Consider the following 18,900-nt stretch of genomic DNA (forward strand, 5'->3'; position numbering starts at 1 on the left):
GCCCCCCCCGCCGGGCGCCCCCCCCCCCCCCCCCCCCCCCCCCCCCCCCTCCCCCCCCCCCCCCCCCCCCCCCCCCCCCCCCCCCACCGCCGTTTCCGTGCGCGGAGCCGGGAGCCGGGGGTCCGTCGCGCGGCCGCGTTCGATCGGATGTCCGGGCCCCGGTCGGATCTTCCCGAGTCGAAAACCGGGACAGATGCCTGCAAAATGACCATGCCGGGATCTTCCCGGTGTGTGCGGGGAGGAGGGCCGGCCATGCGCGCGAGGCCGAGCCGAGCGGTATCGCTACTGGTCACCTCGGTGGTCCTGACCGGTCTCCTGGGCCCCGGGGCCCTCGCCCAGCCCGGCGTACGGGAACCCGCGCCCGGCCCCGAAGCGGGCGCCCCGGCCGTCGTGGACCTCGAGGACATCCCCGCCGAGCCACCCGTACGGCCCGCCCGGCCGCCCGCGGAGGAACTCTTCGGCTCCGACTGCGACACCGAGATCACCGGCTCGACGGTGGTGGCCTCCTGCCACAACGCCTACCCCCGGACCGACCTGCTCCGCCTCCACGTGGAGTGCGAGCGCTGGTGGGACCTGGACGCGGACGGCGCCCTCGTCCCCCTGGACCCGGCCGGCCGCACCCGGCTCGCGGGCCGCTGCTGGAAGGAGGTCCGCACGGCCTGGGTGAGCCACCAGCGCACCCCCTGATTGCGCCCCGGCGGCCCGGCGACCGGCGGCCCGGCGGCTCCGGGGGTTCCAGGCGGGGCTTCAGGAAGGGGCGCCCTTGCCCAGGCAGGCGAAGGGGTAGCCCGCGGCCTCCGCCGCGGCCGTGTCCGCGTCCCCGCGCCGGATCGCCTCGATCAGGCGGGCGTGGTCCAGGTGGTCCGCCGGGTCCAGCTCGGTGCCGACGTCCGTCCGCAGCCAGTCCGCGACCAGGTCGCCGAGGTCCGCGTACAGCCCGGTCAGCACCTCGTTGTGCGAGGCCGTCACCACCGCCATGTGCAGGCTCACGTCCGCCGCCACGAACAGCTCCGCGTCCCCGCTCTCCCACGCCTCCTCGCGCCGCGCCAGCAGCGCGTCCAGCTGTACGAGGTCCCGCTCGGTCCGCCGCTCCGCCGCCAGCCGGGCCGCCGCGGACTCCAGCGTCGAGCGCAGCTCCGCGACGTGCCGCGGGTCGGCCCCGGCGAAGCGCCGGTGCATCACCCCGGCCAGCTCGCTGGTGGCGAGCACGTACGTTCCCGAACCCTGGCGGATGTCGAGGAGCCCGTTGTGCGCGAGGGCGCGGACCGCCTCCCGCACGGTGTTGCGGGCGACGCCCAGCAGCACCACCAGTTCGGGCTCGGTGGGGATCCGGCTCCCGACCGGCCACTCGCCGGAGGTGATCTGGTTCCTCAGCTGGGCGATCACCTGATCGACGAGCGCGGAGCGCCGGGGCGAGGTCAGCGGCATGGCGGGTGGAACCCCCTCGGGGTCGGCTGGAGCGGGGCTGGGGCCGGGACGGACGGCCCCGTGGGGGACCGCCCCGGACCACCCGCGCGACTGGACAACCAATCATCCCATGATTCTATGATGGCGGGATGCGCGACGAAGACATCCAGACCATGAACCGCCCGGCGGTCGCGGACGGCGGCCCCGCCCGGCCCGCTCCCGCCCCGCCCGAAGCCGCCCCCGCGTGGCTCGGCCCGGTGCTCATCGTCGGGATCGTGCTGGCCGCCCTCAACCTGCGGCCCGCCATCACCAGCCTCGGCGCCCTCTTCGAGGAGGCCCGTACCGGTCTCCACATGAGCGGCACCGTCGCCGGGCTCATCACCTCGGTCCCCGCCCTCTGCTTCGCCGTCTTCGGCATCACCGCGCCCCGGCTCTCGCGCCGCTTCGGCCCGGCCGCCGTCGTCTGCGCCGGCATGGCCGCCGTCGCCGCCGGCCTGCTGTTCCGCCCCTTCGCGGACAGCGCCGCCGGCTTCCTCGCCGCCAGCGCCCTGTCCCTGGCCGGCATCGCCCTGACCAACGTGCTGCTCCCGGTGATCGTCAAGCGCTACTTCCCGGACCGCGTCGGCACCATGACCGGCCTCTACTCCATGGCCCTGGCCGCCGGGACCTCCCTCGCCGCCGCCGCGACCGTCCCGCTGACCGGCGCCCTCGGCGGCAGCTGGCGCACCGGCCTGCTGATCTGGGCCGGCCTGGCCGTGGCCGCCGTACTGCCCTGGCTGCCCGTCGCCGCCGCGGGCCGCCGCGAGAGGGCCGCCGCGCCCGCCGCCGCGGCCGGCCCCTCCGTCGTCCGCAGCCGCACCGCCTGGGCCCTCGCCTGCTACTTCGGCCTCCAGGCCACCGGCGCCTACGTCACCATGGGCTGGCTCCCGCAGATCTTCCGCGACGCGGGTGTCTCCGCCTCCACCGCCGGCGTCCTGCTCGCCGTCGCCATGGTCATGGGCGTCCCCCTGGCCTTCGTCATCCCCGGCCTCGCCGGACGCATGCGCAACCAGGGCCCCATCGCCGCCGCCCTCGGCGTCTTCGGCCTCATCGGCTACCTCGGGCTCTACCTCGCCCCCGCGGCCGGAGCCTGGGCCTGGGCGCTGCTCCTCGGCATCTCCAACTGCGCCTTCCCCCTCGTCATCACGATGATCGGGCTGCGCGCCAAGTCCCCGGCCGGAGTCGTCAAGCTCTCCGCGTTCGCCCAGAGCGCCGGCTACCTCATCTCCATCCCCGGCCCCCTGGTCATCGGCACCCTCTACCAGCACAGCGGCGGCTGGGACCTGCCGCTGACCCTGATGGCGGGCCTCCTCGTCCCCCAGGTCGTCCTCGGCCTCCTCGCGGGCCGGGACCGCACGATCGAGGACGAATGCGGCATGCGAGACTGAACGGCATGTCGCCCGTACTCGAACCCGACCCGCAGAACGGCCACAGGAAGCTCGGCCTCGTGCTCGGCGCGATGCTCCTGGTGTCCGTGATCATCGCCGTCATCGCGACCATCGCCTCCCCCTGACACCGGGGACCCCGGGGGATGGTGGGGATAACCCCACCATCCCCTAGGGGGCCAGGTTCAGGGTTGCCTGGGGTGCGCCCCGGATGGGAACCGCCCCTTCGGATCCATAGATTCGAAGGAGAGCGAGCCCGTCCCACCCGCACACCCACGGAGGCGGCCATGTCGGCCCCCACACACCCGTCCGGCCCCCGCACCAGCGCCCCCGGCACCCGGCTGCACTGGTGGACGCTGGCGCTGCCCGCCCTCGCCTTCGGCCTCCTCCTGCTCCTCCTCGCCGGTTCCGGCCAGGCCCACGCCGCCGCCGAAGAGGGATCCGCCCTGGTCCAGGTCACCCACCAGCTGCTGCGCGCCGTCGGCTGACCCGTGCGCCGGGCACGTCCCACCGCGGGGGGAAGGCCCCCCAACACCCTGCGCCCGGCAGCCCGTTTCGTGCGAAGCTGGGAGCCATGAGCGCCGACACACCCCGCAGGATCGCCCTCCTCCGGCACGCCAAGGCCGACTGGCCACAGGTGTCCGACCACGACCGCCCGCTGGCGGAACGCGGCCGCAAGGACGCGCCCGCCGTCGGACTGAAGCTGGCCGAGACCGGCATCACCTTCGACCTGGCCCTCTGCTCCACCGCCGCCCGCACCCGGGAGACCTGGAAGCTCGCCGTCCACGAACTCCCGTCCCGGCCGAAGACCGTGTACGAGGAGCGGCTCTACGACGCCTCGCCGGGCGAGCTCATCGCCCTGCTGAACGAGACCCCCGACGAGGTGTCCGACCTCCTCGTCATCGGCCACAACCCCGGCATGCACGCCCTCGCCGACGGCCTGTGCGGACGCGCCGAGGGCGACGCCCTGTCACGGATGACCCGTACGGGCTTCCCGACCGCCGCGCTGGCCATCGTGTCCTTCACCGGCCCGTGGAAGTCCCTCGAACTCGGGGCGGGCACCCTGCTGGACTACTGGACGCCCAAGGAGCACTGAACCCCGGCACCGCGTGAGCCCGAGCACCGCGTAAGGACGTACGCCCGGCCGGAGACGATCCGGTCCGGGCGTACGGGGGTGACGGCGGGCGAGCGGCCTCAGGCCAGGTTCGCCGCCTCCACTTCCTCACGGGTGACGCCGAGCAGGTACAGCACCGCGTCCAGGAAGGGCACGTTCACGGCGGTGTGGGCGGCCTCGCGGACCACCGGCTTGGCGTTGAAGGCGACGCCCAGTCCGGCCGCGTTCAGCATGTCCAGGTCATTGGCGCCGTCACCGATCGCCACCGTCTGCGACAGCGGCACCCCGGCCTCCTCCGCGAAGCGGCGCAGCAGCCGGGCCTTGCCCGCCCGGTCCACGATCTCGCCGGTGACCTTGCCGGTCAGCTTCCCGTCGACGATCTCCAGGGTGTTGGCCGAGGCGAAGTCCAGCCCCAGCCGCTCCCGCAGGTCGTCCGTCACCTGAGTGAACCCGCCCGAGACCACGCCCACCTGGTAGCCCAGCATCTTCAGGGTCCGGATCAGGGTCCGCGCGCCCGGCGTCAGCCGCACCTCCGAGCGGACCTTGTCCACCACCGACGCGTCCAGCCCCGCCAGCAGCGCGACCCGGGCGTGCAGGGACTGCTCGAAGTCCAGCTCGCCGCGCATGGCGCGCTCGGTCACCTCGGCCACCTCGGCCTCGCAGCCGGCGTGCGCGGCGAAGAGCTCGATGACCTCGTCCTGGATCAGGGTCGAGTCCACGTCCATGACCACGAGCCGCTGCGCCCGGCGGTGCAGCCCGGCCGAGACCACGGCCACGTCGACACCGATCTGCGCGGCGGTGGTGGCCAGGGCGGTGCGCAGCGGCTCCGTCTCGACGCCGGAGACGGCGAACTCGACCGCCGTCACCGGGTACTTCGCGAGCCGGAAGATACGGTCGATGTTGCCGCCGGCCGCGGTGATCCGGGCGGCGATGGTCGCCGTGGACTCGGCGGTGAGGGGGTGCCCGAGGACGGTGACGTGGGAGCGGCCGCTGCCGCGCGGCCGGTTGTCACCGGTACCGGAGATGATCTCCGCCTGCAGCTTGAGCGACTCGGCCCAGCTGTGCACGGTGGCGCGCAGCCCGCCCTCGGAGCCGGCGGCGGGCTTGGTGACGAGGGCGCACAGGACGATGCGGCCACGGGTGACGACCTGCTCGATGTCGACGACGTCGACGGAGTAGGCGGCGAGGGTGTCGAACAGCCCGGCGGTGATCCCGGGACGGTCCTTGCCGAAGATCTTGACGAGGAGGGTGGGGACGTCGGAGGTCTGCGAAGCGCTCATGGTGCTCACACCGTATCTTCCCGCCCCCCGGCCCCGGACCCCCGTCCCATCCTTCAGACGCCGTGCTCCGCCGCGCCCGGCGGCGGCCCCGGGGCGGACGGCCAGCGCGGCGACGTGAAACCGGCGGGGGCCCGCCGTCAGGAAGGCGAGAAGTCCCGTATCGCACTCTCCGGGTGCCTTTCGACCCCGTCCGGGGGCTTGCGGAGGGGCCGACGGAAGGCCCCGATTCCACATGTGGCCCCAGGCCTGAAATAGTTCCCCCGGATGTTCGCCATCCCTAGACTCCCTGACGTCGTTCTCCCTGGACGCCAGGGGGATTCTCGGGGGACCTTAAGTGGGGCTGGAGTGCCGGAACTCGTACTGGAATTGAACGGAAGGACTTGGACGCTCGATCCGTCCAGGTCGTACTCGCTGGGGCGCGATCCCCAGGGAGACGTGGTGATCGACGATGCGCGGGTGTCGTGGCGGCACGCCACCATCGGCTGGAACGGCCGGGGTTGGGCCATTGAGGACCACGGCAGCACCAACGGCACCTACGTGCACGGCGCGCGGGTCCAGCAGACGGAGCTCGTGCCCGGTACGCCGGTGCACCTGGGCAACGCGACCGACGGCCCGCGGCTGAATGTCAGCGCGGCCGCCGCGGCGGCGCCGCAGCCGGCCTACCAGGCCCCGGCCGCGCAGGCGCAGCAGCAGGCGCAGGCCCCGGCGTACCAGGCCCCGGTGCAGCAGCAGCCCGCCTGGGAGCAGCACCAGCAGCACCAGCAGCACCAGCACCAGCAGCCGTACGTGCCGCAGCAGCAGGGCGGCGGCGGTCCCGCGCAGTCCGCGGCCCCGGGCTACAGCGACCACCGCAGCCCGACGACGTTCCACCAGATCGCCGTCGGCCGCGTCATGCGCATCGGCCGTGCCCTGGAGAACGAGCTCGTCGTCTCGGACCTCCAGGTCTCGCGCCACCACGCGGAGTTCCGTTCCACCGGCGGCCGCTTCGAGATCCACGACCTCGGCAGCCACAACGGCACCTACGTCAACGGCCAGCCGCTGCCCAAGTCCGGCACCGCTCTGCTCGGCCCGAACGACATCGTCGGCGTCGGCCACTCGACGTTCCGGATCGTCGGTGACCGGCTCGAGGAGTTCGTCGACACCGGTGACGTCTCCTTCTCGGCCCGCCACCTCACGGTCACCGTCGACGGCGGCAAGCAGATCCTCAAGGACGTCACCTTCGGCGTCCCGGAGAAGTCGCTCATCGGCGTCATCGGCCCCTCCGGCTCCGGCAAGTCGACGCTCCTGAAGGCGCTCACCGGCTACCGGCCCGCCGACCAGGGTGACGTCCTCTACGACAACCGCAACCTGTACAAGCAGTTCGCGGAGCTCCGCCAGCGCATCGGCCTGGTCCCGCAGGACGACATCCTGCACAAGGAGCTGAAGGTCAGCACGGCCCTGAAGTACGCGGCCAAGCTGCGCTTCCCCGGCGACACCGCCGAGTCCGAGCGCGCCGCCCGCATCGACGAGGTGCTGCGAGAGCTGAAGCTCGACATCCACAAGGACAAGAGGATCACCTCGCTCTCCGGCGGTCAGCGCAAGCGCGTGTCGGTGGCCCTGGAGCTGCTGACCAAGCCCTCGCTGATCTTCCTGGACGAGCCGACCTCCGGCCTCGACCCGGGCATGGACCGCGACGTCATGCAGCTGCTGCGCGGCCTCGCCGACGACGGCCGCACGGTCCTCGTCGTCACCCACTCGGTCGCCGAGCTGGCCCTGTGCGACAAGCTGCTGGTCATGGCCCCGGGCGGGTCCGTCGCGTACTTCGGCCCGCCGGACGAGGCGCTGAACTTCTTCGGCTACACCACCTGGGCCGATGTGTTCTCCGCCTTCGAGAACTACCGCGACTACGACTGGGCGGGCCGCTGGAAGGGCTCGCAGCACTACCAGCTCTACGCCGCCGACCTCGACGCGGTCGCCCCGCAGCAGGTCGCGATGCCCTCGCCGCAGCAGATGAACCCGCCGAAGCCGCAGGGCTGGGGTTCGCAGCTGTGGACGCTGATGCGCCGCTACGTCTCGGTGATCGTCTCCGACAAGGGCTTCCTGGCCCTGATGCTGCTGATGCCCGCCGTCCTGGGCATCGTCTCCACGGTGATCCCCGCGAAGTTCGGCCTGGCCCCGCCGACCCCGCCATCCCGCTTCAACGGCGACGCGGGCACGATCATGCTGATCCTCGCGGTCGGCATGTGCTTCTCGGGCGCGGCCAACTCGGTCCGTGAGCTGATCAAGGAACGCGTCATCTACGAGCGCGAGCGCGCGACCGGCCTGTCGCGGTCGGCGTACCTCATGTCGAAGGTGATCGTCCTCGGCGTGATCACGGTGATCCAGGGCGTGATCATCTGCGCCATCGCCTTCACCCCGCGCAAGCTGCCCGCCGAGGGCCTGTTCATGAGCCCGGCCGTCGAGCTGTGCGTCTCGGTCACCGCGCTCGGCTTCACCGCGATGATGTTCGGCCTCGTGATCTCCTCGCTGGTGAAGACCGCCGAGAAGACCATGCCGCTGCTCGTCATGTTCGCGATCGTCCAGGTCGTCTTCACCGGCGTCCTGTTCCAGCTGTACGACAAGATCGGCCTGGAGCAGTTCGCCTACCTGATGCCGTCCCGCTGGGCCATCGGCGCCGCCGGCACCACCCTGAACCTGGGCAAGCTCATGGCGCCGTGGGACCCGCAGAACCCCACCAACACCGACCCGCTGTGGGACCACACCGCCGGCCAGTGGTTCCTGGACGTCTCCGTCCTGCTGCTGCTCGGCGTGATCTGCGGCTTCGCGGTCGCGCGCCTGCTGCGCCGCCACGAGCCGGAGGTCATGCGCAAGTAGCGGGGCCCGGCCTCTCCGCCGCCACGCGCAACGCCTCAGGGCGGCACCCGGAACTCCGGGGGCCGCCCTGAGGCGCATGGGGGGTGTGGGGGCGTGGGGCGCTCAGTACGCGCTGTTCACGTTGTCCATGGAGCCGTAGCGGTCGGCGGCGTAGTTGCACGCGGCGACGATGTTCGCGACCGGGTCGTACTGGTCGAACTTGGTGCCCTTGACGTGGTACGCCTTGAAGGTGGGGGCGATCACCTGGAGCAGGCCCTTCGACGGGATGCCGTTCTTCGCGTTGATGTCCCACAGGTTGATCGCGCGGGGGTTGCCGCTCGACTCGCGCATGATGTTGCGGTGGATGCCCGAGTAGCTGCCGGGAATGCCCTCGCGCTTCATGATGAAGAGCGCTTCCTTGATCCAGCCGTCGAGGTTGTTCGCGAAGACCGGGGCGCGGGCCGCGGAACGGCTGGCGGCTTCCTTGGCCTCGCGGTCCTTCTTCGCCTGGGCCTCGGCCTTGGCCTTCGCCGCGTCCTTGGCCTTCTGGTCGGCGACGACCTGCTGGGCGCCGAGGTGCTTCTGCACGGACTGGGTCCAGGCGACCGGGGCGGCCTCGAACGTCTGAGCCCGAGCGCTCTGGGTACCGGCGGGGACGAGGGAGAAGGCGAGGGCGGCGGCACCGAGGGTGGCGACACCGGCGATCGACAGCTTGTGCGCCTTCGTCAGACGACTGTGACCGGGAGTGCTGGAAGCAGACATGCGGGGCAACCTCTTCGAATAGCGGGGGCCGCAGGAAAGCGCCGCTCGGATCCGGGATCCGCGGCGCTGTGCGACGGCTGCCATTCTTAGCGGCGGCAAAATCCCCTGGCAAAGGTGTGACGTACGATCCCGCTTAGTGGATCACGCCCGTCCGGTGAAGCGGCATTCACGCCCCGGCAGCTAGGCGCAGCAGCACTGACGGCGTCCTTATACCTCCACTACGCAGCTTCGTAAGTGATGTGCGTCCTATGCCCGGGCTCACATCGGGCGGGTAACAGTCTCACCCAGAGTTGCGCTCGCAATTCAAGACGTGACCAAACTCCGACTCAAGGATGAGCCGAATGCCCCGGACCTCATCCCCAAGGCAGAGAGCCCCGCCCCCGCACCCCCTGCCCGGGCCCGCGCCCTGGGGCCCGGGACCTACGCCCGAGGCCCGATGTCCCAGGTCAGGGTCGCCGGTACGGTGACCCCATGCACAACGGACCCGCTACGGGAGGACTGGCGGCCGTCAGCGCCGCGCTGCTCGCCATGAGCCGCCGGCTGGAGGTCCACGACGTCCTGCGCACGATCGTCGCCTCCGCCCGCGAGCTGCTGGACGCCCGTTACGCGGCCCTGGGAGTCCCGGACGACCACGGCGGCTTCGCGCAGTTCGTCGTGGACGGCATCAGCGAGGAGCAGTGGCGCCGCATCGGTCCGCTGCCCCGCCAGCACGGCATCCTCGCCGCGATGCTCCACGAGGAGGCCCCCAGCGGCTGGCCGACGTACGCGAGGACCCGCGCTTCGGGGGCTGGCCCGCCGCCCACCCCGAGATGTCCGGCTTCCTCGGCCTGCCCATCCGGGACGGGGAGGAGAACCTCGGCGCCCTCTTCCTGGCCGACAAGAACGGCCCCGGCGGCTTCACCGACGAGGACGAGGCGCTCCTCTCCCTCCTCGCCCAGCACGCGGCCATCGCCCTCACCAACGCCCGCCTCTACGAGCGCAGCCGTGAACTGACCATCGCCGAGGAGCGCTCCCGGCTCGCCCACGAGCTGCACGACGCCGTGAGCCAGAAACTGTTCTCCCTCCGCCTGACAGCCCAGGCCGCCGCCGCCCTCGTGGACCGCGACCCGGCCCGCGCCAAGGGGGAGCTCCAGCAGGTCGCCGCGCTCGCCGCCGAGGCCGCCGACGAACTGCGCGCCGCCGTGACCGAGCTGCGGCCCGCCGCCCTGGACGAGGACGGCCTCGTCCACACCCTGCGCGACCACGTCCGCGTACTGGACCGCGCCCACACCGCGCGCGTCACCTTCACCTGTGACGGCGTACGGGCCCTGCCCGCAGCCCAGGAGGAAGCGCTGCTGCGCGTCGCGCAGGAGGCCCTCCACAACGCCCTGCGCCATTCCGGAGCGGACCGCGTCGACGTCACCCTCGCCCGTACCCCCGCGGGCGGCGCCGTCCTGCGCGTCCGGGACCGGGGCCGCGGCTTCTCCCCGTCCGCCGTCCGCACGGCCGGCCGGCACCTCGGGCTCGTCTCCATGCGGGACCGCGCGAGCGGCGCCGGAGGCCGGCTGGAGGTCCGCTCGGCACCCGGTGCGGGCACCACGATCGAGATGGAGGTCCCCGGTGGCTGACACCCCCGGCCGCGGCCGGATCCGCGTCCTGCTGGTCGACGACCACCAGGTGGTCCGGCGCGGCCTGCGCACCTTCCTGGAGGTGCAGGAGGACATAGAGGTGGTCGGCGAGGCGTCCGACGGGGCGGAGGGCACCGACCGGGCCGAGGAGCTGCGGCCCGACGTGATCCTCATGGACGTCAAGATGCCGGGCACCGACGGCATCGAGGCCCTGCGGCGGCTGCGGGACCTGGAGAACCCGGCCCGGGTCCTGATCGTCACCAGCTTCACGGAACAGCGGAGCGTGGTCCCCGCCCTGCGGGCCGGTGCCGCCGGATACCTCTACAAGGACGTCGACCCGGAGGCCCTCGCCGGAGCCATCCGCTCCGTGCACGCGGGACACGTACTGCTCCAGCCGGAGGTCGCCGAGACCCTGCTCGCGGCCCAGGACGACCGGAGCGGCCCGGGAGGCCGCGGGGGAGCGCTGACCGACCGGGAGCGGGAGGTCCTCGGCCTGATCGCGGACGGCCGCGCCAACCGGGAGATCGCCAGGGCCCTCGTCCTGTCCGAGAAGACGGTCAAGACGCACGTCTCGAACATCCTGATGAAACTGGACCTCTCCGACCGGACCCAGGCCGCGCTGTGGGCCGTCAGACACGGCCTCACCGACTGGCCCGCCCACCGCCGCGCCGAGTAATGCGCTGAGCTGAGATTCATACGGTCGGGTGTATGTAGCCCACATGGCGTATCCCGGCCGGGGTGCGGCCGTTCTCCATGGCGTGCCGCGACGGCTGGTCGCGGCGGACGCACTGGAGGACGAGAACGTGAAGAACTTCAAGAAGGCCGCAGCCGTCACCATGATCGCGGGCGGCCTCGTCGCCGCCGGCGCCGGTGTCTCCTCGGCGCACGGCGGTGCGTCCGCGGAGGGCGAGGCCCTGCACTCGCCCGGCGTGGCCTCCGGGAACCTGATCCAGGTCCCCGTGCACGTCCCCGTGAACGCGGTCGGCAACGCCGTCACCGTGATCGGCCTGCTCAACGGCGCCTTCGGCAACACCGGCGTCAACGCCTGACCCGCGCCCCCACCGGCCCCGCTTCCCCCCTTCTCCCCGGGAAGCGGGGCCGTGCCGTTTCCTTCCCGAGGCCCTTCCCGAAGCCTGGGGCCCCGGGCGCAACCGCCGGAGGCTACCGCTCCTCCACCGCCGCGTTGTACGCCGCCACGAGCGCCCGCCGCGCCACCCGCTCCACCGGCCGCAGCGCCTCCGCCCGCGCCGCGATCTCCGACGCGGCCACCGCACCCCCGTGCCCGCGCTCGTACGCGAGCGACACCATCAGGTCCACCCGCTGCGCCAGCGCCAGCACCCGCACCGCCCGCGCCGGGTAACCGGGCGCCAGTACGTCCCGCCCCGCCTCGGCCCGCGCCCGGTACGCCGACAGCGCCGCGTCCGCCACCGGCCCCGACGCCGACACGTCCAGCCGGGTCAGCACCACCGTCGCCTCGCGCAGCGCCTCGGCCAGCTCCCGCTCCGCCTCGCCCAGCGACGGCACGTCCGCCGGCGGGGCCTCCCGTACCGGCAGGCAGTGCCACACCACCGAGACGTGCACGTCACCGGCCGGGCCCGCCTCCGTGACCTCCGGCACCAGCCCCAGCGCGGCCCCCGCGCACACCACCGCCTCCTCGGCCTCCAGCGCCCGCGCGTTGAACTCCGGCGGCCCGCTCAGCCCCAGCGGATGCCCCGCCACCGGCAGCGCCACCCGCAGCCCGGACACCCCCAGCGCCCGCAGCCGGCCCAACGCCAGCGTGAGCCCCACCGGACCCGCCTCACCCGGCAGCCCCGCCACCCGGTGCACGGCGTCCTCGCCCACGATCGACAGCACGGCCTCGTCGGGCGAGACCAGACCGGCCAGCAGAGCGTTCCCCCAGGCGGCCAGCCGCCCTGAACGTGGTTCGAAAAGCATCCCCCCACTCTACGGATCGGCCCCCCGACCCGGCCTGGCGCCCGGAGCCCTCCCCGAGTGGCGTAGGTTTTCCCCTGGGGCTGCGCCTGCCGGCGCACAGAGAACCGTGACTGCAAGGGGTGACAACACGCTCATGAGCGATGTTCTGGAGCTGGTGGACGTATCCGTGGTCCGCGAGGGCCGGGCTCTGGTGGACCAGGTCTCCTGGTCGGTGAAGGAGGGGGAGCGCTGGGTGATCCTCGGCCCCAACGGCGCCGGCAAGACCACGCTGCTGAACCTCGCCTCCAGCTACCTCTTCCCCACCACGGGCGCCGCGACCATCCTCGGCAGCACCCTCGGCAAGCCCGGCAGCGACGTCTTCGAGCTGCGCCCGCGCATCGGCGTCGCCGGCATCGCGCTCGCCGACAAGCTCCCGAAGCGGCAGACCGTCCTGCAGACCGTGCTCACCGCCGCCTACGGCATGACCGCGACCTGGCAGGAGGAGTACGAGGAGATCGACGAGCAGCGCGCCCGCGCGTTCCTCGACCGCCTCGGCATGACCGACTACCTCGACCGCAAGTTCGGCACCCTCTCCGAGGGCGAGCGCAAGCGCACCCTGATCGCCCGCGCCCTGATGACCGACCCCGAGCTCCTCCTCCTCGACGAGCCCGCCGCCGGCCTCGACCTCGGGGGCCGCGAGGACCTCGTACGCCGCCTCGGCCGCCTGGCCCGCGACCCCCTCGCCCCGTCCATGGTCATGGTCACGCACCACGTCGAGGAGATCGCCCCCGGCTTCACGCACGTCCTGATGATCCGCCAGGGCAAGGTCGTCACCGCCGGTCCCATCGAGCTGGAACTGACCTCCCGCAACCTCTCCCTCTGCTTCGGCCTCCCCCTCATCGTCGAGCGCAACGACCACGACCGCTGGTCCGCCCAGGGCCTGCCCCTGCGCTAGCCCCTGCCGTAGGGGTCGCGTCGGCCGCGCCGTTCGCGCCCTGTCCGGCCGCGCCCGGCCGACCTACCATGACCACGTGGACATCGACGCGTGGGTGTGGTGGCTCATCGGCGCGGTCGGACTGGGCATCCCCCTCGTCCTGACCGCCATGCCGGAGTTCGGCATGTTCGCGGTCGGCGCGGTCGCCGCGGCCGTCACCGCGGCCGTCGGCGGGGGAGTGGTGGCCCAGGTCCTGGTCTTCGTCGTCGTGTCGGTCGCGCTGATCGCCGTGGTACGGCCGATCGCCAACCGTCACCGCGACCAGCGGCCCCAACACCGCAGCGGCATCGAGGCGTTGAAGGGCAGATCCGCCGTCGTGCTCGAACGGGTCGACGGCAGCGGCGGCCGCATCAAGCTGGCCGGCGAGATCTGGTCCGCCCGCAGCCTCGACTCGGACACCAGCTTCGAGCCCGGCCAGTCCGTCGACGTCGTCGACATCGACGGAGCGACCGCGGTCGTCATGTGAGCAAGCAGCCCACCCGCGGCCCCGGGGTCTGCGAGACTCCGTTCAACGGGGCAGCACAGACAGCCGGAAGGGCACGGGGAACCGCATGCAACCGATCATCATCGTCCTGATCATCCTGGTGGTACTGGTCTTCATCGCCCTGGTCAAGACGATCCAGGTGATCCCGCAGGCCAGCGCCGCCATCGTCGAACGGTTCGGCCGCTACACCCGCACCCTCAACGCGGGCCTCAACATCGTCGTCCCGTTCATCGACTCCATCCGCAACCGGATCGACCTCCGCGAACAGGTCGTCCCCTTCCCGCCGCAGCCCGTCATCACCCAGGACAACCTGGTCGTCAACATCGACACCGTCATCTACTACCAGGTGACCGACGCCCGCGCCGCGACGTACGAAGTGGCCAGCTACATCCAGGCCATCGAGCAGCTCACCGTCACCACCCTGCGCAACATCATCGGCGGCATGGACCTGGAGCGGACCCTCACCTCCCGCGAGGAGATCAACGCCGCCCTGCGCGGGGTCCTCGACGAGGCCACCGGCAAGTGGGGCATCCGCGTCAACCGCGTCGAGCTGAAGGCCATCGAGCCGCCGACCTCCATCCAGGACTCGATGGAGAAGCAGATGCGCGCGGACCGCGACAAGCGCGCCGCGATCCTCCAGGCCGAAGGCGTCCGCCAGTCGGAGATCCTGCGCGCCGAGGGCGAGAAGCAGTCCTCCATCCTGCGCGCCGAGGGCGAGGCCAAGGCCGCCGCCCTGAGGGCCGAGGGCGAGGCCCAGGCCATCCGTACCGTCTTCGAGTCCATCCACGCCGGCGACGCGGACCAGAAGCTGCTCGCCTACCAGTACCTCCAGATGCTCCCCAAGATCGCCGAGGGCGACGCCAACAAGCTCTGGATCGTGCCCAGCGAGATCGGAGACGCGCTCAAGGGCCTCTCGGGCGCCATGGGCAACTTCGGCCCCCTCGGCGGCGGTCCGACCGGCTTCAACCCGCAGAACCCCGGCAAGCCCGCACCCGGTGGCGACGGCACCGCCGAGCGGCGGGAACAGCCCCCCATCGACTGACGGCCGCCCCCTTTGGTGCATGATCGGTGAGGCCCCTCGACCTTCATGGCGGGGAGGCGACTCACTCACACAAAGGGGATGGCTCCGTCCATGTCCATGTCCGTCCTGGAATCGCTCGCGGTCTTCGCCGCCGGAATCGGCGCCGGCACCATCAACACCATCGTCGGCTCCGGCACCCTGATCACCTTCCCGGTGCTGCTCGCCACCGGACTGCCCCCGGTCACCGCCAACGTCTCCAACACCCTCGGCCTCGTGCCCGGTTCCATCAGCGGCGCCATCGGCTACCGCAGGGAACTCCAGGGCCAGCGCGCCCGCATCATGCGGCTCGGCGCCGTCTCCCTCGTCGGCGGCCTCGCGGGCGCCGTCCTGCTCCTGAACCTGCCGTCGGACTCCTTCGACACGATCGTGCCCGTCCTCATCGGTCTGGCCCTGGTGCTCGTCGTCCTCCAGCCCCGTCTCGCGGCGGCCCTGCGCCGACGCCAGGAAGCCGCCGGAGGCGAGCCGGGCCGGGCGGACGGCGGAGCAGCCCTGCTGGCCGGCATGCTGCTCTCCAGCGCCTACGGGGGCTACTTCGGCGCCGCGCAGGGCGTCCTCTACGTCGGCCTGATGGGCCTGCTGCTGCACGAGGACCTGCAACGGATCAACGCCGTCAAGAACGTGCTCGCCGCACTCGTCAACGGCATCGCGGCCGTCTTCTTCCTCTTCGTCGCCGAGTTCGACTGGACGGCCGTGCTCCTCATCGCCGTCGGCTCCACCATCGGCGGCCAGATCGGCGCCAAGGTCGGCCGCCGACTTCCCCCGACCGCCCTGCGCGCCATCATCGTCGCGGTCGGGATCCTGGCCATCGTCCAGCTGCTGCTCCGCTGAGCGACGTAGAAGAAATACGTCGCCCAGCGCGCGGCGCACCCCGGCGGACGGGCGGGCAGGACTCAGGCGGTGCGCGCCAGCCACTCGGGCAGCGCGTCCTCCCCGCCCACCCCCAGGGCGAGCAGCATCGCGTCCGCCGGGGACGGCACGAACGGCTTCCGCAGCAGCGGCATCCCCGCCTCCTCCGGCGTGCGCGCCGCCTTGCGGTGGTTGTCCTCGGCGCACGAGGCCACCGTGTTCAGCCAGGTGTCACCGCCCCCCTGAGCACGCGGCAGCACGTGGTCGACCGTCGTCGCGCGCTTCCCGCAGTACGCGCACCGGTGTTGGTCCCGGACCAGCACCCCCCGCCGCGACCAGGGAGCATGTCTTCGGAAGGGCACCCGTACGTACCTGCAGAGCCGGATCACCCGGGGCATCGGGAGCTCCATGGTGGCCGCGCGCACACGCAGTTCGGGGTGCGACTGTTCGACGACCGCCTTGTCCTGGAGGACCAGTACCACGGCCCGGTTCAGCGTCACCGTCGACAGCGGCTCGAAGCTCGCGTTCAGTACCAGCGTGTCCCGCATCTCGCCCACCTCCCGTGTGCAGGCCCGCGACCACCCTGGCGGCAAGGCCCGGAACCACTCTGGCCGCGCGCGCCACGCGGGACAACGCAATAAAAATGCCCGGTCCTGGCCTTCTTTAGACCAGGACCGGGCAAACACCGGGAGAACGCTCAGCCGGCCGGCGACTCGTACTCACCGATCAGCTGGGCCCGGCCCAGGGCGTGGAACCGGAGGTGGAAACCGACCGACGCCGGAGAGGAGTCCTCGTCCGTCCCCAACTCCTCCCGGTCCACCGCGTACACGGTGAACACGTACCGGTGCCGCTCCCCGCGCGGCGGAGCCGCACCACCGAAGTCCCGGGTGCCGTAGTCGTTGCGCGCGTGGACGGCCCCCTCCGGCAGCCCCTCGAAGTCCCCGCTGCCCGCTCCGGCGGGCAGCGAGGTCACCGAGGCGGGGATGTCGAAGAGCACCCAGTGCCAGAACCCGCTGCCCGTCGGCGCGTCCGGGTCGAAACAGGTCACCGCGAAGCTCTTCGTCCCCTCGGGGAAGCCCTCCCACCGCAGCTCCGGCGAGACGTTGCCACCCGTCAGCACCTGCGCCGCGGACAGCTCCGCCCCCGGCGCGAGATCGGGGCTCGTCACGGTGAAGGTCTCCACCTCGGGGTGGAATGCGTGCGGAAGGGGCGCCCTGTTCTGCTCGGCCACTGCTGTCCTCCTGGATCGGATGAGGGGTACGGGCCGAGCCTAGAACCAGTTGCGCTGCGAACCGACCGAGGCGATCCACTGGTTCAGGTACGCCGCCCAGTCGGTCCCCTGGTACGACTGCAGCCCCACCTGGAAACAGCGGTAGGTGTCGCTGCCCTCGCTGAACAGACCCGGCTTCTTGTCCATCTCCAGCACCACGTCCATCTCGTGCCCGTCCGAGACGAAGGTCAGCTCGACCTGGTTCAGCCCCCGGTACTGCGACGGCGGCAGGAACTCGATCTCCTGGTAGAAGGGCAGCGTCTGCCGGGTGCCGCGGATGTGGCCGCGCTCCATGTCCGCGCTGCGGAAGGTGAAGCCCAGCTGCCGGAACGCGTCCAGGATCGCCTGCTGCGCCGGCACCGGGTGCACGTTGATCGGATCCAGGTCACCGGCGTCCACCGCGCGCGCGATCTCCAGCTCGGTGCTGACCCCGATGTTCATCCCGTGCAGCTGCTGCCCGCCGAAGTGGGTGACCGGCGTCTCGGCCGGGATCTCCAGCCCGAAGGGCACCACGTGCAGCGCGCCGGGCTGCACCTTGAAGGCACCGCCGAGGCGCTGCTTGGTGAAGACGACGTCCTGCTTGTACTCGCTGTCACCGCCCTCCACCTCCACCCGCGCCTGGAGCCCGACGGAGAGCCCCTCGATCTGCTGCTCCACGGACCCGCCCTGGATCCGGACCTCGCCCTGGACGATCCCGCCGGGCACGACGTTCGGCTCGGTGATGACCGTGTCCACCGAAGCACCGCCGGCACCCAGGCTCGCGAACAGCTTCCTGAACCCCATGCTCAATCTCCCCTATACGGATCTAAGACCTGGCGACTCTAAGAGGCGGTGACCAGACCTGCTGCGATCTGCCGCGCTCCGCTGTCCGCGGCGCGACCACCCCTTACCACTGCGGAACCATAGGCCCCGGTTGCAGGGGCGCGCGTTCCACTACCCTCGACCGGATGAGCGCGCGCCCCGACCGTACGCCCCTGCCCCGGTCCTTCTTCGACCGCCCGGTCCTCACCGTGGCCCCCGACCTCCTCGGCCGCATCCTGGTCCGCCGTACTCCGGACGGCCCCATGGAACTGCGGATCACGGAGGTGGAGGCGTACGAGGGCCAGACCGACCCCGGCTCCCACGCCTACCGGGGCCGCACCGCCCGCAACGCGTCGATGTTCGGCCCGCCCGGACACGCGTACGTCTACTTCATCTACGGCATGTGGTTCAGCCTCAACCTCGTCTGCGGCCCGCCGGACCACGCGAGCGGGGTGCTGCTGCGGGCAGGGGAGGTGACGCTGGGTGCCGAGCTGGCCGCCAAACGTCGACTTTCAGCCAGATACCCGCACGAACTGGCCAAGGGTCCGGCCCGCCTGGCCACGGCCCTGGACGTGGACCGGTCCCTCGACGGCGCCGACCTCTGCGCGGGCCCCGATTCCCCCCTGTCCCTCCTGGCCGGCACCTCCACCCCGCCCGACCTGGTGAGCAACGGCCCGCGCACGGGAGTGGGCGGCGAGGGTGCCGCTCACCCCTACCGCTACTGGATCACCGGCGACCCGACCGTCAGCCCGTACCGGGCCCACGCGCCGCGCCGCCGCGCAACTTGACTCGATCTTGGGAGACGCCTAACGTAGCCCGAGCCGCTGGAACGGAGCACTGCCTTCAGCAGACCCCGAGCGGCCAAACCACTACCTACGACTTACCCCTGGCGGGGTCCTATTCGGCGTTCCCGAATTCCCTGCCGACCGGCTCGATTATGAGTCGGGAGGGAAAAGCGTTAACGTAGTGACCACGCCGAAAGGGAAAGCGCGAAAGCGCAGGACCTCGAAAGCGCCGAGGAAATCGGACACGAGAGAGTCTGATAGAGTCGGAAACGCAAGAACGAAGAACAGAACGAAAGCCC

The 18,900-nt window shown here is 71.9% G+C and carries 20 protein-coding genes and 1 pseudogene; 14 read left to right on the top strand and 7 right to left on the bottom strand.

The window, feature by feature from the left end:
• Positions 1-252: 252 nt before the first annotated feature.
• Positions 253-687, top strand: a complete 435-nt coding sequence (locus tag ACZ4WZ_RS33095) for a hypothetical protein (protein WP_467896709.1) — start codon at positions 253-255, stop codon at positions 685-687.
• A gap of 60 nt (positions 688-747) precedes the next feature.
• Here ACZ4WZ_RS33095 and ACZ4WZ_RS33100 read toward each other — a convergent pair whose 3' ends face one another.
• Positions 748-1,428 (bottom strand): FadR/GntR family transcriptional regulator, encoded by a 681-nt coding sequence (locus tag ACZ4WZ_RS33100; RefSeq protein ID WP_467896711.1) that lies wholly within the window; start codon positions 1,426-1,428, stop codon positions 748-750.
• Between the two features lie 128 nt (positions 1,429-1,556).
• Between ACZ4WZ_RS33100 and ACZ4WZ_RS33105 the strand changes: the two genes are divergently transcribed.
• From ACZ4WZ_RS33105 to ACZ4WZ_RS33120, 4 genes are all read left to right on the top strand, one after another.
• Positions 1,557-2,834 carry a CynX/NimT family MFS transporter gene (locus ACZ4WZ_RS33105; RefSeq protein ID WP_467896712.1) on the top strand — a complete coding sequence of 426 codons (1,278 nt, stop codon included), beginning with the start codon at positions 1,557-1,559 and terminating at the stop codon, positions 2,832-2,834.
• Between the two features lie 5 nt (positions 2,835-2,839).
• The gene (locus ACZ4WZ_RS33110; protein WP_467896714.1) at positions 2,840-2,959 is read left to right on the top strand and encodes an SGM_5486 family transporter-associated protein; all 120 of its coding nucleotides are present in this window, start codon (positions 2,840-2,842) and stop codon (positions 2,957-2,959) included.
• Positions 2,960-3,118: 159 nt separating this feature from the next.
• A complete protein-coding gene (locus ACZ4WZ_RS33115; RefSeq protein WP_467896716.1) occupies positions 3,119-3,319 on the top strand; it encodes a hypothetical protein in 201 nt (66 codons plus the stop codon).
• A gap of 86 nt (positions 3,320-3,405) precedes the next feature.
• On the top strand, positions 3,406-3,927 hold the full coding sequence (locus tag ACZ4WZ_RS33120) for a SixA phosphatase family protein (RefSeq protein WP_467896718.1): 522 nt from the start codon (positions 3,406-3,408) through the stop codon (positions 3,925-3,927).
• A 98-nt stretch (positions 3,928-4,025) separates the two neighbouring features.
• Here ACZ4WZ_RS33120 and serB read toward each other — a convergent pair whose 3' ends face one another.
• The gene (gene serB, locus ACZ4WZ_RS33125; RefSeq protein WP_467896719.1) at positions 4,026-5,225 is read right to left on the bottom strand and encodes a phosphoserine phosphatase SerB; all 1,200 of its coding nucleotides are present in this window, start codon (positions 5,223-5,225) and stop codon (positions 4,026-4,028) included.
• A 345-nt stretch (positions 5,226-5,570) separates the two neighbouring features.
• On the opposite strand from serB, the gene ACZ4WZ_RS33130 reads away from it, so the two are divergent.
• Positions 5,571-8,078: an ABC transporter ATP-binding protein/permease gene (locus ACZ4WZ_RS33130; RefSeq protein ID WP_467896720.1), complete on the top strand. Its 2,508-nt coding sequence runs from the start codon at positions 5,571-5,573 to the stop codon at positions 8,076-8,078.
• 102 nt (positions 8,079-8,180) lie between these two features.
• Here the strand turns inward: ACZ4WZ_RS33130 and ACZ4WZ_RS33135 are convergent, their stop codons facing one another.
• Positions 8,181-8,819: a transglycosylase SLT domain-containing protein gene (locus ACZ4WZ_RS33135; protein WP_467896721.1), complete on the bottom strand. Its 639-nt coding sequence runs from the start codon at positions 8,817-8,819 to the stop codon at positions 8,181-8,183.
• Between the two features lie 471 nt (positions 8,820-9,290).
• Between ACZ4WZ_RS33135 and ACZ4WZ_RS33140 the strand changes: the two are divergent.
• The 3 genes and pseudogenes from ACZ4WZ_RS33140 to ACZ4WZ_RS33150 all read left to right on the top strand — a co-directional run bounded on the left by ACZ4WZ_RS33140 (position 9,291) and on the right by ACZ4WZ_RS33150 (position 11,475).
• Positions 9,291-10,426 (top strand): annotated as a pseudogene (locus ACZ4WZ_RS33140) (GAF domain-containing sensor histidine kinase).
• A complete protein-coding gene (locus ACZ4WZ_RS33145; RefSeq protein WP_467896722.1) occupies positions 10,419-11,102 on the top strand; it encodes a response regulator in 684 nt (227 codons plus the stop codon). Before ACZ4WZ_RS33140 ends, ACZ4WZ_RS33145 begins: the two are co-directional and overlap by 8 nt.
• Before the next feature lie 127 nt (positions 11,103-11,229).
• On the top strand, positions 11,230-11,475 hold the full coding sequence (locus ACZ4WZ_RS33150) for a chaplin (protein ID WP_467896735.1): 246 nt from the start codon (positions 11,230-11,232) through the stop codon (positions 11,473-11,475).
• A gap of 112 nt (positions 11,476-11,587) precedes the next feature.
• Here the strand turns inward: ACZ4WZ_RS33150 and ACZ4WZ_RS33155 are convergent, their stop codons facing one another.
• Positions 11,588-12,361, bottom strand: coding sequence for a hypothetical protein (locus ACZ4WZ_RS33155; RefSeq protein WP_467896724.1), 774 nt, complete (start codon positions 12,359-12,361; stop codon positions 11,588-11,590).
• A gap of 133 nt (positions 12,362-12,494) precedes the next feature.
• Here ACZ4WZ_RS33155 and ACZ4WZ_RS33160 point away from each other — a divergent pair, with 133 nt between their 5' ends.
• The 4 genes from ACZ4WZ_RS33160 (at position 12,495) to ACZ4WZ_RS33175 (ending at position 15,727) form a co-directional block, all read left to right on the top strand.
• Positions 12,495-13,295: an ABC transporter ATP-binding protein gene (locus ACZ4WZ_RS33160; protein WP_467896726.1), complete on the top strand. Its 801-nt coding sequence runs from the start codon at positions 12,495-12,497 to the stop codon at positions 13,293-13,295.
• Positions 13,296-13,371: 76 nt separating this feature from the next.
• Positions 13,372-13,800: an NfeD family protein gene (locus ACZ4WZ_RS33165; protein WP_467896727.1), complete on the top strand. Its 429-nt coding sequence runs from the start codon at positions 13,372-13,374 to the stop codon at positions 13,798-13,800.
• 85 nt (positions 13,801-13,885) lie between these two features.
• On the top strand, positions 13,886-14,860 hold the full coding sequence (locus ACZ4WZ_RS33170) for an SPFH domain-containing protein (protein ID WP_467896729.1): 975 nt from the start codon (positions 13,886-13,888) through the stop codon (positions 14,858-14,860).
• Between the two features lie 96 nt (positions 14,861-14,956).
• Positions 14,957-15,727: a sulfite exporter TauE/SafE family protein gene (locus ACZ4WZ_RS33175; RefSeq protein ID WP_467896736.1), complete on the top strand. Its 771-nt coding sequence runs from the start codon at positions 14,957-14,959 to the stop codon at positions 15,725-15,727.
• A 62-nt stretch (positions 15,728-15,789) separates the two neighbouring features.
• Here the strand turns inward: ACZ4WZ_RS33175 and ACZ4WZ_RS33180 are convergent, their stop codons facing one another.
• From ACZ4WZ_RS33180 to ACZ4WZ_RS33190, 3 genes are all read right to left on the bottom strand, one after another.
• Positions 15,790-16,293: an HNH endonuclease gene (locus ACZ4WZ_RS33180; RefSeq protein ID WP_042800736.1), complete on the bottom strand. Its 504-nt coding sequence runs from the start codon at positions 16,291-16,293 to the stop codon at positions 15,790-15,792.
• Between the two features lie 149 nt (positions 16,294-16,442).
• Positions 16,443-16,976, bottom strand: a complete 534-nt coding sequence (locus tag ACZ4WZ_RS33185) for a YbhB/YbcL family Raf kinase inhibitor-like protein (protein ID WP_467896731.1) — start codon at positions 16,974-16,976, stop codon at positions 16,443-16,445.
• A 39-nt stretch (positions 16,977-17,015) separates the two neighbouring features.
• Complete coding sequence (locus tag ACZ4WZ_RS33190; RefSeq protein ID WP_388944738.1) at positions 17,016-17,798, bottom strand: sporulation protein; 783 nt, start codon at positions 17,796-17,798, stop codon at positions 17,016-17,018.
• Between the two features lie 164 nt (positions 17,799-17,962).
• Between ACZ4WZ_RS33190 and ACZ4WZ_RS33195 the strand changes: the two genes are divergently transcribed.
• A complete protein-coding gene (locus ACZ4WZ_RS33195) occupies positions 17,963-18,604 on the top strand; it encodes a DNA-3-methyladenine glycosylase (RefSeq protein WP_467896733.1) in 642 nt (213 codons plus the stop codon).
• Positions 18,605-18,900 lie beyond the last annotated feature (296 nt).

This window comes from Streptomyces sp. NPDC029122 (assembly GCF_055569445.1).